The following is a 14,893-nucleotide window of genomic DNA, read 5'->3' as shown; positions in this document are numbered from 1 at the left end:
GGCATTCGATTTTGTCGATTAAACCAGACGCACATGCGTGTTTCCTGTATATAATGCCGTCATGACATCTTCCTCACCCACCTCCGGACAGACGCGCGCTGCGCTGATAGAAGCCCTCCGCTGGCATGCGGATATGGGCGTGGACTGGGTTCTGGAGGACACCCCGCAGGACCGGTTCGCAGAAACAGAAATTCAGGCAAAAGCACAAGCCCAGGCAAAAGCCGCACGCCGGGCTCCGACTGCACCTCAAGCTGCAAGGCAGGCACAGGCCGCCCCTTCTCATGCACCAGGAGCCCCCCGGGAGCGGTCTCCGGAACCAGACGCACCTGCACGCCATATGCCGCAGCCAGTCATTCCCGGCTCCGCCGATGTGGTGCAATCCGCTCGCAATCTGGCAGCATCTGCCACCAGCCTTGAGGCCCTGCATGAAGCTGTTCAGGCTTTCGACGGCTGTAATCTGAAACGCACGGCGAAAAACACCGTCTTCTCGGATGGCAGCCCGAATGCCCGGCTGATGTTTGTCGGAGAAGCCCCCGGTCGGGATGAGGATATGCAGGGCCTGCCCTTTATCGGGCGCTCCGGCCAATTGCTGAACCGGATGCTTCAGGCCATCGAACTCGACAGGCAGTCTGTCTATATCGCCAACGTTCTCTACTGGCGACCGCCCGGAAACCGGACACCGACGCCGGAAGAGACCGAAACCTGCAAGCCATTCATCCAGCGGCAGATCGAACTGGTCAATCCGGATGTTCTGGTGTTTCTCGGTGCGGCATCCTCTAAGGCCCTTCTCGGCACCAGTGATGGTATCCGCAAACTGCGCGGGCGATGGATGCCTTATGAACTGCCCAATCGTAAGATCAAGGCCATAGCCACCTATCATCCAGCCTACCTGCTGCGTCAGCCACTCGAAAAACGGCTATCCTGGAAAGACTTCCTGGCCATCAAACAGGCCCTTTCATAGGGTTGAATAGAATGGCATTCCAGATTTAGAGCTGGTCCTGACTGGACTGGGCTTCTCCCAATGCGCCAAGCATCCGGACCAGATCAACCTGTCTGTTGACCCCGGTCTTTGTGAAAATATTAGCCAGATGATTGCGCACTGTATTGCGGGACAGATCTTTCTTCCTGGCATAATCCGACAGGGTCACCCCTTCACTGACCGCGAGGGCAAGCTGGGCTTCGCATGTGGAGAGATCAAAAAAGGCTTTCAGAAGGTCCAGCGAAGGAAGAGCCAGCTGATCCGGTTCAATCACCACCACCAGCTTGGCCGGCTGGTGACGATCCGTGGCACCTCTGAGCAAGGCACCCTTGACACCGTCATAATCCGGGTGAACCGGAATGGTGATCAGAGCTGCCGCTGCGTTGCGGTTTTCATCACGCACGACAATCGGGCCGGTAATGTCGTCAAGCTGTGCCAGATCACCCAGCAGGGAGCGAAAGGTCCCGTCAATGGACAGGCTGGCTCCGGCGAGATTGTTGTTCATATTGATTCTGAACAGCGTTCTGCGTTCGAACAGTTCTTCAGCAGCCATGCTGGCAGCAATGACGCGGCCGCTTCCATTAACCAGAACCGCGCAACCGCGCATAGACTGGAAACCTGCTTTCATGAAGGCCCGCGCGTCACGGCTCTCTGACAACAGGGCTTCAATCTGACTGACCCGGTTGAGGTGAGGCATAAGCTGATGCAGGGTCTGCGAGCAGCTTGCCAGTACATCATCCTGCCCCTCACCAAGGCGAGTGGTCAGAATCAGACGCTGCGTATCCCACCTATTGAGAACCAATCCGAGCGCCAGAGACAAATCTCCCTGAGGCCTTAGCCAGTCATTGTAATATTCACCAGAGAGCAGATCTTCCCTTGCAACCGTTTCTTCCGCACGAAGAACCTGATCAGGTTTCCCCTGAACGAAGACTCTGGCCCATGGGTTGAGAGGCGCATAATGCTCGAAATAGGCTTCCCGGCTGCCAGGATCAAAGCCTGTTTCCGCGACACCATGGCACTGGTTGGTACGAGCGTCGTAGAGCTGCATTGCGACAGCGGAACCAGGCATGGCCCGAGCCAAAATCCCGGTTACACCCTGCAACCCATTTTGTTCAACAATGGTTTCATACAGTGAATCAACCGTCTGATTCAGATCCATCAACCGCCCCTCTTCACCGGATCCTCTCCACGGCTTTTAGAAACGGTATAAGTCCAAAACAAGGGCATTCCGCGATATTACCTCAATAATTTGGGTAAAATCGCACATACATCCGGAAACGCACCCTCGGCCACCACATTTCAAACCAATTACGCCCAATTTGAGCCAAAAACTGAGATCCCAAAGCAGGAACCCGCCCGGGCGGTAAAGCCTCGGGCGGGTTCAAACTGAAATTGTGTCAGCGGATATCAGCCGAAGAGTTTGTCAATCTCGTCCTGATCGACACCGTCAGCCTCGACCGCATCAAAAAGCTGATCAACATCATCTTGCGCAACCCCTTCGCCCGCATGCTGCGGACCGTGCAAGATCAACTCGCGGCGGCGGCGTTCCTCTTCGGTTTCCTCAACCTCCGCATCAGCAACTTCTGCCACCTTGAGGCGGTCGATGAAGTTGGAGATCCGCTCATCAATGTGATTGATGGTCTCAACCACTTTGGAAATACGCTGCCCGGTGATGTCCTGGAAACTGCAGGCTTCAAAGACCTCGATCATCTTGTCATTGACATGAGCCTGGTAGCTCTCGAGATCCGTTGCCTCTGTCGCCATGATGTCTTCGGCTGCGGCCATGATGGTTTCTGTTGCCTGCTCAGTGGCATTGACAACCGCATCAAGTTCGCGCCCGGCTTCCGGAATCCGGTTCTCCCGCATGTCCGACGGCCTCAGGTTTGCCACTTCCGTCTTCATAACGGAAATCTCGTCAGCAATACCCTTGAACTCTTCGTAGAGAGAGATATCCAGCGATTCAAAATAGGAATGAAGCGATCCTGCCATCACTTCGGCGAGTTGAATGACATCATTGAGAGAGACATCACCCGCACGATCCCTTTCGAGAAAGGATACGATGCTGTCGACATTCTCCGTAGAGATATAATGAGACATGACATTCCCCATTGGGCTGCAATTCTTTGTTGCCGCCCTTTTTATTCCCCGTTTTTCCGGCGCGTATCCCCACACGCAACCTGAAATCCGTATCCCGCCGTTAGGCGGCCAATCTGGCCGCCTTGATGGCCGGAGAAGACGCTTATTCGCCGAAGACCGCGTCGATCTTCGCTTTCAGCGTCTGGGCGTTGAACGGCTTAACGATATAGTTGTTCACGCCTGCCTTCTTGGCAGCGATCACGTTTTCCGTCTTGGATTCCGCGGTCACCATGATGAACGGTGTCTTGTTCAGGTGCTCATCGGAACGGACATGTTTCAGAAGCTCATAGCCAGTCATCGGCTCCATGTTCCAGTCAGAGATGACCAGACCATATTTACGGTCTTTCATCTTCTGGAACGCTTCGGTTCCGTCTGCGGCATCGTCCACATCAGAAAAACCAAGCTGCTTCAGCAGGTTTTTGATGATACGGATCATGGTCTTGTAGTCATCCACCACCAAGACCGGCATGTTCATATCAAGGGCCATCAGTTTACTCCATACACTTTCAGCTACCCCAACCCCAAAGGGGCCATTTACGCCTCGCGCTTTACGCGCTCCAGGAGAACAGGTGGCTTATCGCCGACCTCCCCGTTTCCTACAGCCAATCTAACGCGAGGTCTTAAAAAGGAGGTTAACTTGGGTACCCGTTACTTGGAATCCTCGTTAATTTTCTATGAAACCAATTAGTAAAGCTTTGGAAACCATATTTTTTCTGTAGTCGTATTATCCGAATTACTCTTATCCAAATGACCCATTGGCGGGCCTCAAGAGCGCCCATAAGCTCGGCGAAAATCCGGGCTATTCCGGGGATTGGTCACTTGGGAGAAACGGCCATGCAGCCGCATTATTATGAAGATCTGCAGCCTGGTATGCACGATGAAGTCACCAAGCTTGTTACAGATGAAGATGTGCAGAGTTTCGGTGAGCTGTCCGGTGACATGAACCCGGTGCATTTTGATGACGACTATGCAGCAGAGACAATTTTCAAGAAACGCATAGCCCATGGTTTTCTGTCGGCCAGCCTGTATTCAACTATTATCGGAACCAAGATGCCCGGCCCTGGCGCGGTTTATCTGGATCAGACTCTGCACTTCCGTGCGCCGGTTTATCTGGGTGATGAACTGCTGGCACGGGTCGAAGTTGTGGAAAAGCAGGACAAGGGCCGACGGATTTTCCTCAAATGCGAAACCTATGTGGGTGACAGACTGGTTCTTGATGGCGAGGCGATTGTCTCTGTCCCACGCCGACCGGAGGCTTAAGATACATCTCGGCCTATCGCTTGACCGGACGCCTGCGACCTGCAATCGGGCTTTGCCGAATACGCTCACGGTGCATGATGTAAAGCCCGCTGCCGACAATGATGACAATACCAAGCCAGGTCAGTGCGTCAGGAAAATCTGCGAAGACCAGATAACCAAGGACCGTTGCCGAGACGATTTCAAGATAGGTCAGCGGTGCGAGTGTTGCAGCTGGAGCCCTTGCGAAGGCAAGCACGATAAGGGAATGCGCGCCAGCCCCGACGAGAGCAAGGCCGATATAGTAAGCCCATTGTGTGGACGAGATTGCCTTTGCGGCCACCTCTTCGAACCCGAAGACCGTCGCTACGATCAAAGCCAGACCCAGGATCAATGAGCCTGACAACCCGGTAGCAAGATGCTGGGACCAGACATTTCCAGTACCGCTCAGAATCCGGGTCAGCAGCAGATAACCCGCAAATGCTGTCGCTGTAACAAGCGGCAACAGGGCCGCTGGACCGAAAACAGACCAGCTTGGCTTAATCACCAGCAGAGCACCACCGAAACCGACGACCACCGCGATCACGCGTCGAGGACCAACCTGCTCTTTCAGCAGAACAGCCGACAGTGCCGTCAGAATCATCGGTTCCACAAAGAAAATCGCCAGCGCATTGGCAATCGGCATTGTTTTCAGGGCTGCAAAGAAAAACAGGGTTGCTATCGCCAGCAGGGCTCCGCGCCAGAAATGCAGCGAAAGCCGTGTCGGCAGCCAGGCTGTTTTCTGCCGCAGCAGTGCCATAACGACCAGTGCCATGACAGCCTGACCAATAAAGCGCCCCAGGCCAATCTGGATCGCACCATGATCACTGCTGAGCAGCTTGGCGAAAACATCCATCAGAGGAATAACAGCCATGGCCGCGGCCATCAGCCCGATGCCGACCATGGGATTTGACGAGGCAGTCTGATCCGGGGCGCTCATCCCGCCAGCACCCGGTCCAGAGGTTGAATGTCCCGCTGTGACAGCAGGACCCGGGCTTTCTCGCAATCGTCTTTCATCTGTGCGACCAGATCATCAACGGAGGCGAATTTCTCCTCACCTCTGAGCCAGCCATGGAAAGCAATCCTGACCACTTCGTCATAAAGGCTTTCAGAGAAATCGAAGACATGGGTTTCAAGCAGCGGCGCACCATTGTCGAATGTGGGGCGTCGGCCAAAACTGGCGGCACCGTGAAATTCTGTTCCGTCAGCCCGTGTCATGGTCACGGCATAGACGCCGCACCGGAGTTCACTGTTTTCGGCCAGTGCCATGTTCGCCGTCGGGAACCCCAGATTGCGCCCGCGCTTTTCACCATGGATAATCGGACCTTCGACGAAATAACTGTAACCGAGCAGGCGATTGGCCCCGGCTATATCCCCGTCCTTCAGGGCCGCACGGATACGGGATGATGAGACAGCATCACCGCTGCGATCGGATTTCATATCGACGATCAGCACACCAAAGCCGTGTTCGGACGCCTTTTCCTTGAGATAGTCCGGGGTCCCCTGACGCTTGTGACCAAAATGGAAATCATATCCCGTCACCACATGGCGAACGCCGAGCGTCTTAATGAGGATGGTCTCGATAAAGGAATCCGCACTCTGGTCAGCAAAGGAGCGCGTGAACTGCAAACTCAGAATACCATCAAGCCCCAGAGCTTCGGCAAGCCGGGCTTTTCCGGCCTCATCCGTCAGTCGGAAAACCGGGTTGTCGGGGCGAAACACTGTTCTTGGATGCGGATCAAAGGTCATCATGATCGCCGGCACATTGCCAGCCCTGGCCAGCGCCTTGGCTTCTTCCAGAACCGCCTGATGTCCCCGATGGACACCATCGAAATTGCCGATAGCCACCACTCCGCCCCGCAGATGTGCAGGAAACGCGTCAAGAGATCGAATTACGGAAAACGCATGCCGTGCGCTCGACATAGATGCCTCAGAGTCCGGATGGATATCGATGAATGTCACTGTCGAAGGCGTGACAGAAGTTTTCCATATCGTCAAGACGTGCCACTTGCGAAGGCGGAATAAATACGGAATGAATGGCCGTATGACACACGCGGACTCCACCCCCACAGAACCTCCTCAGTTGCACCATGTGCATTTTGTTCTGGTGAACCAGTTTTCACTGGTCGCATTCGGCATGGCTGTGGATGCTCTGCGCATGGCCAACAAGAGCGTCGGCCGGGAGGTCTTCCGCTGGCAGTTCTATTCACCTGACGGCTCACCAGTCGAAGCCAGTAACGGCCTTATGATCCACGACGTGCAGCCATTCAGCGCAATCGGTGACAAGGGACTGGTGCTCATCTGTGCCGGTGATGGTGTCGAACATCAGACTCTGACTTCAGGTTTTCTCTCCGGCATCAACACGCTGCATCGGCATGGCCATACGATCATCGGCATCTGTACAGGGGCCTATATTCTGGCGCGCGCCGGGCTTCTGAACAATCGGCAATGTACCATTCACTGGGAATACCGTCCGCTGATGGAAGAACAGTTCCCCGATATCGAGGTTCTTGACCAGATCTATCTGTTCGACAAGACGATCTGCACCTGTTCCGGCGGCACGGCCCCCTTCGAGCTGATGCTCGACTATGCGACCAGCCTGCTTGGCCCGCAGGTGGCAACAGCCATTGCTGATATTGCCATCTATCGCGGCGGACGTTCTCCCTCAGAACCCCAACGTGCCGGGGTTGGAGAGCGCCTGAATGTGGCGAATGCCAAACTGATCAAAGCCATCGAGATTATGGAAACCCGGCTTGAGGATGTGGTGCAGTGCGAGGATATTGCAGAAGCCGTTGGCGTGTCCCTGCGCCAGCTTGAGCGGCTGTTCAAGACTTATGTCAACCAGACGCCCAACCGGTATTATCTGGAACTGCGGCTGGCGCGCGCCCGTGACCTGATTCTGAAATCACGTATTTCAATCTCGGAGATCTGCCTGTCCTGTGGCTTTTCGTCCCCGTCACATTTTTCCAAATGCTACAAGGACCAGTATGGCATTACCCCGTCCGAGGCCCGCAGGCACGGACGGGGCATTCTGGATCTGGGATAGACCTAACTGTTCAGCCCCGGCCTTTAACAAAAGGTCAGAACAGGCTCACCGAGAACATCCATATCCGGTTTAATACCGAGCCCTGGCGCGTCGGGAGCGACAACACCACCATTCTCGACCGGACAGTCAAAGGCGGCTGTTGTCACTGTCACCATATCCCGGCAATCAAGCACGCAGCGCAGAGAGCGTTCCGGGATTGACTGCCCCAGATGAACAATGCCCGCAAAGGCAATTGTCGAGCCCACAGTATCCTGCACACTGACTGTCAGACCAGAAGCCAGGCAGATATCCCGCTGTCGTCGCCCGCGTGTGAGGCCACCATTCTTGGAGATCTTGAGACCGATCCCCTCGCCCGCATCCAGCCCGACAATGTTGGCAACCGCCGCATCGCCATCGGCCAATTCATCAAAGATGATCGGGCAATCAGTCCGCTTGCGCAGGGCCAGGTGTTCCCGCCAGGTGGCGCAGGGCGCTTCAAGCACAAAATCCAGCCCCTGCGGCAGGAGACGCAACATGCGCATGGCATGCTCAACCGTCAGGCCACCATTGGCATCGACAATGAAATATTCTCCCGGCACGGCGTCTGCCAGAGAAGCCTTGATTCGCTCAGCGTCCAGCGCAGGACCACCCTCCCGTTCAAGCGCACCAACTTTGACAGAATGTCCCAGATAGCCGCGCGCTCGATGATCGGCAACCCGCGCCCGCATATCCTCCGGATCGCCCGCATAGATGGATGAGATAATCGGCATCCGATTCCGGGTGCGGCCTCCGAGAAGGTCACAGACCGGCATACCGACTGATTTACCAAACACATCCCAACAGGCCACATCCACCGGAGTTTTTACATGGGCATGACCAATCAGAAGCTCGTCCATCCGGTCATTCACCCTGTCCACATGGCGTGGATCAAGGCCGAGCAGCCCAGGAGCAATTTCCTCCAGACCGGCACGGACACCTCTGGCATGAGCCGCGACATAGGTGGAACCGAAGGGCGTGGATTCACCCCACCCTTCAAGCCCCGTATCAGTGGTCACCCGAACGAAGGTGGCATCAAAACTCTCATAGGTCCGGCCACCAGAGAGAAGATACACGCCTCCTGAATAAGGCAGGTCACGCTGGAATACATCAATTCTGGCTATCTTCACTGTCTAGTCGTCCTGTGGCGGCACAAGCACCAGCTTGCCGGTATGTTTCTTTGAGAGAAAGTCGGTCTGAGCCTCAACGATATCCTTCAGCGGATAGCTTTTGGCCACAAGCGGCTTGATCTCGTTGCGTTCAATATAGCCGACCAGATTTTCAAAGACCGCATCTTCCTGATAGGTGCAGCCGTAGAAAGTCAGGTCCTTCAGATAAAGCGTCCTCACGTCCAGCTCGACAATAGGCCCGGCAATGGCTCCAGCAGTGGTGTAACGTCCGCCACGGCGCAGTACATCCAACAGGGAAGGCCAGCGATCACCGGCCACAAGGTCAACCACCACGTCAACGGAATCCGGGCCCAGTTCGGCGAGATAGTTCGCGTCTCGGTCAATGACCCTATCCGCACCAGCCGCACGCACTTCATCCGCCTTGGCGGCGCCTGAAACAGCAATAACCGTTGCCCCCCGACGCTTGGCAAGCTGAACGGCCGCAGAGCCCACACCGCCGGACGCCCCCGTGATCAGGACGGTTTCAGCCCCTACATTAGTCCGGTGCAGCATGCCTTCCGCCGTTGAATACGCACACGGGATGGAAGCCAGCTCCACATCGGACCAGTCACTGTTGATTGCCAGCGCATGGATGGAATCCGCCGTCATATACTGTGCAAACCCGCCATCGCGCTCCGACCCGAGCGTGATACAGGCTACCGGATCTGTTTCCGTTGCATAGGACTGCATGGTTCTGACCAGAACCCGCTCACCGATGCGGGACGGGTCCACCCCCTCGCCGACTGCCACAACAGTGCCACAGCAATCAGCGCCCTGAATGCGCGGAAATTTCAGGGGCTCGCCAGACCAGCTCGCATCATCATCTTCGGCGCTGTCGAGCCCGCCCGCGCCACCGGAATTGGTATCACCGGTTACGCTTTTCGAGTACCAGCCAATGCGGGTGTTGATATCGGTATTGTTGATTCCGGCAGCCCCGACCTTGATCAGAACCTCGCCCTTTGCCGGTGTCGGCATGGGGATATCATCCTGATAGGACAACGCCTCAAAGCCACCATGGCCTGTAAGATACACACCATGCATCACTTTCTGTTCCATTTATCTCTCCCGACCGCGTTTTTTCGCTGATATTCTTCAATCCATGTTGGGCATTATATGCCCCGTTCAAGCATCTGCTGACACTGGAGGTCTGACACGAGGCTTGTAGTTCACCATCACGATGCCACAACAGATCAGCACCAGGGCAAGTGCAACGGCACCCGTGATGGTTTCATCCAGAATAAGCCAGCCCAGCAACACGCCGAATAGTGGTGCCAGAAAGCTGAATGACGCCATATCAGAGGCCGGATAGATCGACAGGATCCAGAACCAGGTCAGAAAACCGACGCCGACCACCACCAGAACCTGAAAGGCAAAGATACCGGCCAGAACCGGCGTCATATCCCTGATCCAGTCACCGAAAAACAGGGAAGCCGGTACAAGAATGACCGCAGACACAGCAAGCTGGTAAAGCAACTGCATCTCGGGCGATGATCTGGAGAGGCTTGTGGTTCGTGCGACCAGAGCAATCCCGGCCCAGCCGCAGGCCGCAAGAAGGCACATGATGTCACCAATGATCACGGTTTCAGGCAACGTACCGGACCGTCCCGACAAAGCCAGGGCGACCCCGACAATAGCCAGAACCAGACCACCAAGCCGCAAGGGTGTCAGACGTTCGCCCGGGATAATGAAATGCCCGACAAGAGCAACCCAGAACGGCATGGTGTAAAAGAAAACAGAGGCCCGGGAGACAGTGGTGAACTCAAGCGCTGAAAACAGCAGCATGAACTCACCAGCAAAGAAAACCCCGCACAGCACCCCAGGCCAGAAGCTGCCATCTGATATGGACAATCTCTTCCGCATGAAGAGCGCATAGAGAAGAACGGGCAGGAAGGCACAAACCGATCTCAATCCGGCCTGAAAAACCGGCTGCAGGCCAGCATTGACCAGTTTGACCATGACCTGATTGAGACCGAGCAGGGCCGAAAACACCACAAGCACGGTGCCACCGAACAGATCAATCCGGTCCTTCCGCTCCATCCAATCCTCCCAGACCGAGTACACTCAGGGCCAACACCTGTCCGGGAGCCTATCCCTGATTGCTCATTCCGTCACGCGGATTTCTTCTGCAGATGCGGGAAGCTGTCAACGAAACGCCCGAACTTGTGCACACCGCAAACAACCGGCTGATAACGCTGCGGATTGTCATCAGAAACACAGGACGCAAGAGGCGCAAATTCGGCATCATAATCCGCATCAATAAAGAACGGGATGGAATAGCGCTCCCGTCCGGATGTATTAATTACCCGATGCAGATTGGCCAGATAGACGTCATTGGTCAGCCGCTGGATCAGATCGCCGATATTGATCACATAGGTGCCGGGGATCGGCGGTGCTTCGATCCAGTCCCCATTGCGGTTCATCACCTGCAGGCCACCCACATCATCCTGGGCGAGAATGGTCAGGTTACCGTAATCCGTATGGGCACCGATGCCGATGACACTCTCATCCACCACACCGCTCTGGGACGGATAATGCAGCAGCCGCTGGATGCTGATCGGTCTGGTCATCTTCGGCTCAAAGAAGCCTTCATCCAGATCAAGGCTGAGCGCGATGCAGCCCAGCATCTTGCGGGACAGATCCACCATCGCCTCATGATAGGCATAAGCGACTGCCCTGAAATCCGGCTGGCTCTCCGGCCATTGATTGGCCCCGAAGAAAGGCGTCGTGTCATCCGGCGTTTCCGGCCCGATGTCAAAGCACTCTTTCAGGTCCCTGGTCTTGGTCGGGTCGGTGTTCTCTCCGAAGATCTCAATATAGCCGCGCATAGCCGTGCCGGACCGGCTTACATGCAGATCCATTTTCTCTTCAAGCGGCAGATCGAAGAACCGGCTCGTCACCGAGAACATGTCTTCCAGCTGCGAGGCGGCAACACCGTGGTTCTTCACATACATGAACCCCGCATTGCTCAAAGCCCAGCGCATGGCCTTTGCCACTGCCATCTTGTCACTGCCGTCAAGGAGTGGAGCCAGATCCACCACCGGGATCCGGTCAAATGATTCCCGTTTGGCACGCAATTTGTCGTCCAATTGTGCAATCAAGGCGTCAGACATTTCGTTTTCCGTGTTCGGTTGATCCCGTTATCTGCGGAAAACGTAGCGAGCCTGCAAAGCTGGCTCAATATTACAAAAGAACGCCATACGATTGACTTGAAATCAATCATACGACGAAAATCAACAATGTTCAGACAGCTTACCGCCCTGCAACTCAACTGATAAAACCGACTAAATTACTTAGGTCAGGGCCCAGAGCCAGTCAAGAAAGCCGAACAGCCAGAGATAATAACAAACGACCCCGAGCCAGAGGCCAAGAAAGAGGCCTGCGGATCGGTAGTCACCCACAGCCCCCAGCGACAGAAAACCGAGAACCGCGCCTGCCGGATACTGGAGAACGCCTCCCAGCAGTTTTGCAAGCGTGAACTGTCCTGCAGCCTCGAAGAGGTTTCGAAGGCCAAACCCTATGCCATACAGCACCAGAGACCCGCCCAGCATCAGCGCAAAAGCCGCCAGAGCCAGCAGGATTGCCCGGATACGGGTGTGCCGCTGCAACCAGGTTTTCGGCGTATAGAGACGGCCTGCCTCGTCATACAGATCAAGGACACTTCCGATGAGGATTGCAGCCTGGTTTTCACCCATGCCAGCCTGCACCAGCATGGACAGAATTTCGTCATAGCGAGCGCCCGCCTCATGCAGCGCCACGATGCGCTCTGACAAGCGCCTGATATCTACAGAATGATTCACAAGGCACCAGCCTTTCTGAACTCTTCCCAGGCGCGCAGCAGATAGTCCGCACTGAACCGATGACCGCCCGCATGCAGGCAGAGCTCAAGAATGCGCTTGTCAGCATTGGTTCGCCGCTTGCATTTAAGGTCCAGAACGTCAGACGGGCTTTCACGTTCAAAGCCACCGGCTGTTGCAAAAAGCGCCATGGCTTCCAGCACGTCGCCCTGACTTGTATCGACAATCGCGCGCCCTGCCAGAGGCACAACGGGATCACTGGTGCCATGCATGTGGATTAGATGAACCGGAGCACTTGGACAGGTATCAGGGATCGGATCCCAGAATGTACCGGACAGTGGCGCAAAGCCTGCAAACAGGTGTCCCCGATGACAGGCAAGGTTCCAGACCATCATGCCGCCAGCGGAAAACCCGGTTGCCACAAGCCGCTCTGTATCAATGGGGAAATGTTTGCTCACATCGGCAATCAGGGCCTCGAAATACCGGAACTCATTCTCACCGGTGGACTTCGTATTGCGCGGCACACCGGGCAGATCCCAGTCGTTGCCTGCGGATTTCGGGGCAATCAGGGCAACGCCAAGCTCATCGGCCACCCGAGCCAGATTGGCATTGCGCATCGTACCCGCAGCACTGCCCTTGTAGCCATGCATGAAGACCAGCGCACCAATTCGCGTCTTGCCATCATGGCCTTCCGGCATCCGGATACGGTAGGTTCTGTCGCCCATAACACAGTCGGTTTCGACCCCGCAGGCATAAGCAGCCGTCACAGGCGCAAAAAAGGACCCGGGCATCAGCCCCGCCAGAAACAACAAAACAATCGACGCCAGGAACCGCATAGCTCCTCCCCAGGTTTTTCTGACAATGTCGGCTTTTGCTTCATCATTTCAAGGGAAAAGGTGCATGAGCATGGCCTCGAGGCTCTCTGCGCCACAACCATAGAAATATAAATCTGGTAAAATTATGCGACTCATGATTGTTTCAGGTTGTATTGCACCAGATCAGATTACGGCTCATGCTCTATCCTGTCATTCTTTGTGGCGGCTCAGGGGAACGGCTCTGGCCCCTCTCGCGCAGAGATTTTCCGAAGCAGTTCACCAGACTTACCGGGCCGTTGAGCTTGTTTCAGGAAACAGTCAATCGGCTTCCTGAAGGAGACTTCACCGCCCCGATCATTGTGACTGGCGAAGCCTATCGGTTTGTTGTCAGAGACCAGATGGATGAAATCGGTCGATCAGCACGAGCTATCCTTCTTGAGCCGGATGCCCGTAACACAGCGCCTGCGACCCTTGCAGCAGCTCTTTATCTGAAAGCGCACGATCCATACGGCATCATGCTGATCCAGCCATCCGACCACATGATTTCAGATGATATAGCCTACAGGGCAGTTTTGACAGCAGCCGAAGTGCAAGCCGACGCTGGTCGAATCGTAACTCTTGGCATCCAGCCAACACGGCCGGAAACCGGATATGGTTATCTGCGCATTGATCCAACGAGAAGGAAGGATGATGTTTTAGAGGTTGACGGTTTTGTTGAGAAACCTGGCCTGGATGACGTAGAGCGGATGCTAGCTAACGGAGACTACCTCTGGAATTCCGGTATCTTTATTGCCTCAGTTAGAACGATCCTGAAGGCCTTCCAAGCCAGCGCCCCTGACTTAGTCCAACCGGTCTCTGAAGCGCTTGATGGAGCGACAATCGATCTCGACTTCCTTCGCCTCCAAAAAACACCCTGGATGCGGGTACCAGCCATCTCCATAGACCACGCAATCATGGAGAAGCGGTCTGATCTGGTCACCATACCACTTGAGCAAGGCTGGACCGACCTCGGAGACTGGGACGCCGTGGCCCGGGAAGTACCAAGCCAACCTGATTCTTCAGATCAAGTCACGGCGATCGATTGTGAAACCTCTCTCCTCCGTTCCGAGACAGACAAACTGGAACTGGTCGGCATCGGCCTTACCGATACGATCGTTATCGCCATGCCGGATGCAGTTCTTGTTGCTGATCAGTCCCGCAGCCAGGATGTCAGAAACGCCGTCGAGATTCTGAAGCAGAAAGGCGCTCCACAGGCTAAGAGCCACCAGCGAAGCCACCGTCCCTGGGGCTGGTTTGATATATTGGCGACGGGCAACGGCTTTCAGGTCAAACGCCTGATGGTAGCACCGGGTGCAGCTCTGTCTCTCCAGAGCCACGCTCACCGCTCCGAACACTGGGTGATTGTTGGCGGGGTTGCACGTGTCACACTGGATGAGAAAACCAGGGATTTTGCGGCCAATCAGTCTATCTATGTTCCCGCCCGCAGCATCCACCGGCTGGAGAATCCAGGGCCTGTTCCACTTATTCTGATAGAAGTGCAAACCGGCTCTTACTTCGGAGAGGATGATATCATCCGCTACGATGACGCTTATGCGAGAGCGGATTAGGCACCGGCTGTACGTGTCTGAACTCTAAAGCACCGGATCGCGCCCATCTTCCCGCTT

At 55.4% G+C, this 14,893-nt stretch carries 15 protein-coding genes; 4 read left to right on the top strand and 11 right to left on the bottom strand.

The annotated features are described in order from the left end of the window. Positions 1 to 61 precede the first annotated feature (61 nt). A complete protein-coding gene (locus RA157_RS09550) occupies positions 62 to 961 on the top strand; it encodes a uracil-DNA glycosylase (RefSeq protein ID WP_350332891.1) in 900 nt (299 codons plus the stop codon). A 25-nt stretch (positions 962 to 986) separates the two neighbouring features. On the opposite strand, the gene RA157_RS09545 is transcribed toward RA157_RS09550, so the two are convergent. The 3 genes from RA157_RS09545 to RA157_RS09535 form a co-directional block, all read right to left on the bottom strand. Further along, entirely contained in the window at positions 987 to 2,138 is a 1,152-nt protein-coding gene (locus RA157_RS09545; protein WP_350332890.1) for a helix-turn-helix transcriptional regulator, read from the bottom strand. A gap of 248 nt (positions 2,139 to 2,386) precedes the next feature. Continuing rightward, entirely contained in the window at positions 2,387 to 3,076 is a 690-nt protein-coding gene (locus RA157_RS09540) for a protein phosphatase CheZ (protein WP_350332889.1), read from the bottom strand. A gap of 142 nt (positions 3,077 to 3,218) precedes the next feature. Beyond that, the gene (locus RA157_RS09535; protein WP_350332888.1) at positions 3,219 to 3,602 is read right to left on the bottom strand and encodes a response regulator; all 384 of its coding nucleotides are present in this window, start codon (positions 3,600 to 3,602) and stop codon (positions 3,219 to 3,221) included. Positions 3,603 to 3,949: 347 nt separating this feature from the next. Here RA157_RS09535 and RA157_RS09530 point away from each other — a divergent pair, with 347 nt between their 5' ends. Continuing rightward, positions 3,950 to 4,375, top strand: a complete 426-nt coding sequence (locus tag RA157_RS09530) for a MaoC family dehydratase (protein ID WP_350332887.1) — start codon at positions 3,950 to 3,952, stop codon at positions 4,373 to 4,375. Between the two features lie 13 nt (positions 4,376 to 4,388). Here the strand turns inward: RA157_RS09530 and RA157_RS09525 are convergent, their stop codons facing one another. Then, the gene (locus RA157_RS09525) at positions 4,389 to 5,330 is read right to left on the bottom strand and encodes a DMT family transporter (protein WP_350332886.1); all 942 of its coding nucleotides are present in this window, start codon (positions 5,328 to 5,330) and stop codon (positions 4,389 to 4,391) included. Further along, a complete protein-coding gene (locus RA157_RS09520) occupies positions 5,327 to 6,313 on the bottom strand; it encodes a bifunctional riboflavin kinase/FAD synthetase (RefSeq protein ID WP_350332885.1) in 987 nt (328 codons plus the stop codon). Before RA157_RS09520 ends, RA157_RS09525 begins: the two co-directional genes overlap by 4 nt. Before the next feature lie 121 nt (positions 6,314 to 6,434). Here RA157_RS09520 and RA157_RS09515 point away from each other — a divergent pair, with 121 nt between their 5' ends. Further along, entirely contained in the window at positions 6,435 to 7,436 is a 1,002-nt protein-coding gene (locus tag RA157_RS09515) for a GlxA family transcriptional regulator (RefSeq protein WP_350332884.1), read from the top strand. Between the two features lie 23 nt (positions 7,437 to 7,459). Here RA157_RS09515 and RA157_RS09510 read toward each other — a convergent pair whose 3' ends face one another. From RA157_RS09510 to RA157_RS09485, 6 genes are all read right to left on the bottom strand, one after another. Further along, entirely contained in the window at positions 7,460 to 8,581 is a 1,122-nt protein-coding gene (locus RA157_RS09510; RefSeq protein ID WP_350332883.1) for a mandelate racemase/muconate lactonizing enzyme family protein, read from the bottom strand. Positions 8,582 to 8,584: 3 nt separating this feature from the next. Further along, on the bottom strand, positions 8,585 to 9,676 hold the full coding sequence (locus RA157_RS09505) for an alcohol dehydrogenase family protein (protein ID WP_350332882.1): 1,092 nt from the start codon (positions 9,674 to 9,676) through the stop codon (positions 8,585 to 8,587). 66 nt (positions 9,677 to 9,742) lie between these two features. Next, the gene (locus tag RA157_RS09500) at positions 9,743 to 10,657 is read right to left on the bottom strand and encodes a DMT family transporter (protein ID WP_350332881.1); all 915 of its coding nucleotides are present in this window, start codon (positions 10,655 to 10,657) and stop codon (positions 9,743 to 9,745) included. Positions 10,658 to 10,728: 71 nt separating this feature from the next. Further along, positions 10,729 to 11,730 carry an isopenicillin N synthase family dioxygenase gene (locus RA157_RS09495; RefSeq protein WP_350332880.1) on the bottom strand — a complete coding sequence of 334 codons (1,002 nt, stop codon included), beginning with the start codon at positions 11,728 to 11,730 and terminating at the stop codon, positions 10,729 to 10,731. Between the two features lie 180 nt (positions 11,731 to 11,910). Then, positions 11,911 to 12,417: a hypothetical protein gene (locus RA157_RS09490; protein ID WP_350332879.1), complete on the bottom strand. Its 507-nt coding sequence runs from the start codon at positions 12,415 to 12,417 to the stop codon at positions 11,911 to 11,913. After that, positions 12,414 to 13,250, bottom strand: a complete 837-nt coding sequence (locus RA157_RS09485; RefSeq protein ID WP_350332878.1) for a CE1 family esterase — start codon at positions 13,248 to 13,250, stop codon at positions 12,414 to 12,416. The genes RA157_RS09490 and RA157_RS09485 overlap by 4 nt, the downstream gene beginning before the upstream one ends. Before the next feature lie 176 nt (positions 13,251 to 13,426). Here RA157_RS09485 and RA157_RS09480 point away from each other — a divergent pair, with 176 nt between their 5' ends. Beyond that, entirely contained in the window at positions 13,427 to 14,836 is a 1,410-nt protein-coding gene (locus tag RA157_RS09480) for a mannose-1-phosphate guanylyltransferase/mannose-6-phosphate isomerase (RefSeq protein ID WP_350332877.1), read from the top strand. Positions 14,837 to 14,893 lie beyond the last annotated feature (57 nt).

It is taken from the genome of Coralliovum pocilloporae, assembly GCF_030845175.1.
Lineage (GTDB): Bacteria > Pseudomonadota > Alphaproteobacteria > Rhizobiales > Cohaesibacteraceae > Coralliovum > Coralliovum pocilloporae.
Note: the sequence above shows the minus strand (reverse complement) of the source record. Positions and strands in the feature narration are given on the sequence as shown.

Bases quoted from the DNA above. Each gene is read 5' to 3' on its own strand.
- RA157_RS09550 (WP_350332891.1), top strand. From the start codon at position 62: ATGACATCTTCCTCACCCACCTCCGGACAGACGCGCGCTGCGCTGATA.
- RA157_RS09545 (WP_350332890.1), bottom strand. From the start codon at position 2,138: ATGGATCTGAATCAGACGGTTGATTCACTGTATGAAACCATTGTTGAA.
- RA157_RS09540 (WP_350332889.1), bottom strand. From the start codon at position 3,076: ATGTCTCATTATATCTCTACGGAGAATGTCGACAGCATCGTATCCTTT.
- RA157_RS09535 (WP_350332888.1), bottom strand. From the start codon at position 3,602: ATGGCCCTTGATATGAACATGCCGGTCTTGGTGGTGGATGACTACAAG.
- RA157_RS09530 (WP_350332887.1), top strand. From the start codon at position 3,950: ATGCAGCCGCATTATTATGAAGATCTGCAGCCTGGTATGCACGATGAA.
- RA157_RS09525 (WP_350332886.1), bottom strand. From the start codon at position 5,330: ATGAGCGCCCCGGATCAGACTGCCTCGTCAAATCCCATGGTCGGCATC.
- RA157_RS09520 (WP_350332885.1), bottom strand. From the start codon at position 6,313: ATGTCGAGCGCACGGCATGCGTTTTCCGTAATTCGATCTCTTGACGCG.
- RA157_RS09515 (WP_350332884.1), top strand. From the start codon at position 6,435: ATGACACACGCGGACTCCACCCCCACAGAACCTCCTCAGTTGCACCAT.
- RA157_RS09505 (WP_350332882.1), bottom strand. From the start codon at position 9,676: ATGGAACAGAAAGTGATGCATGGTGTGTATCTTACAGGCCATGGTGGC.
- RA157_RS09500 (WP_350332881.1), bottom strand. From the start codon at position 10,657: ATGGAGCGGAAGGACCGGATTGATCTGTTCGGTGGCACCGTGCTTGTG.
- RA157_RS09495 (WP_350332880.1), bottom strand. From the start codon at position 11,730: ATGTCTGACGCCTTGATTGCACAATTGGACGACAAATTGCGTGCCAAA.
- RA157_RS09485 (WP_350332878.1), bottom strand. From the start codon at position 13,250: ATGCGGTTCCTGGCGTCGATTGTTTTGTTGTTTCTGGCGGGGCTGATG.
- RA157_RS09480 (WP_350332877.1), top strand. From the start codon at position 13,427: ATGCTCTATCCTGTCATTCTTTGTGGCGGCTCAGGGGAACGGCTCTGG.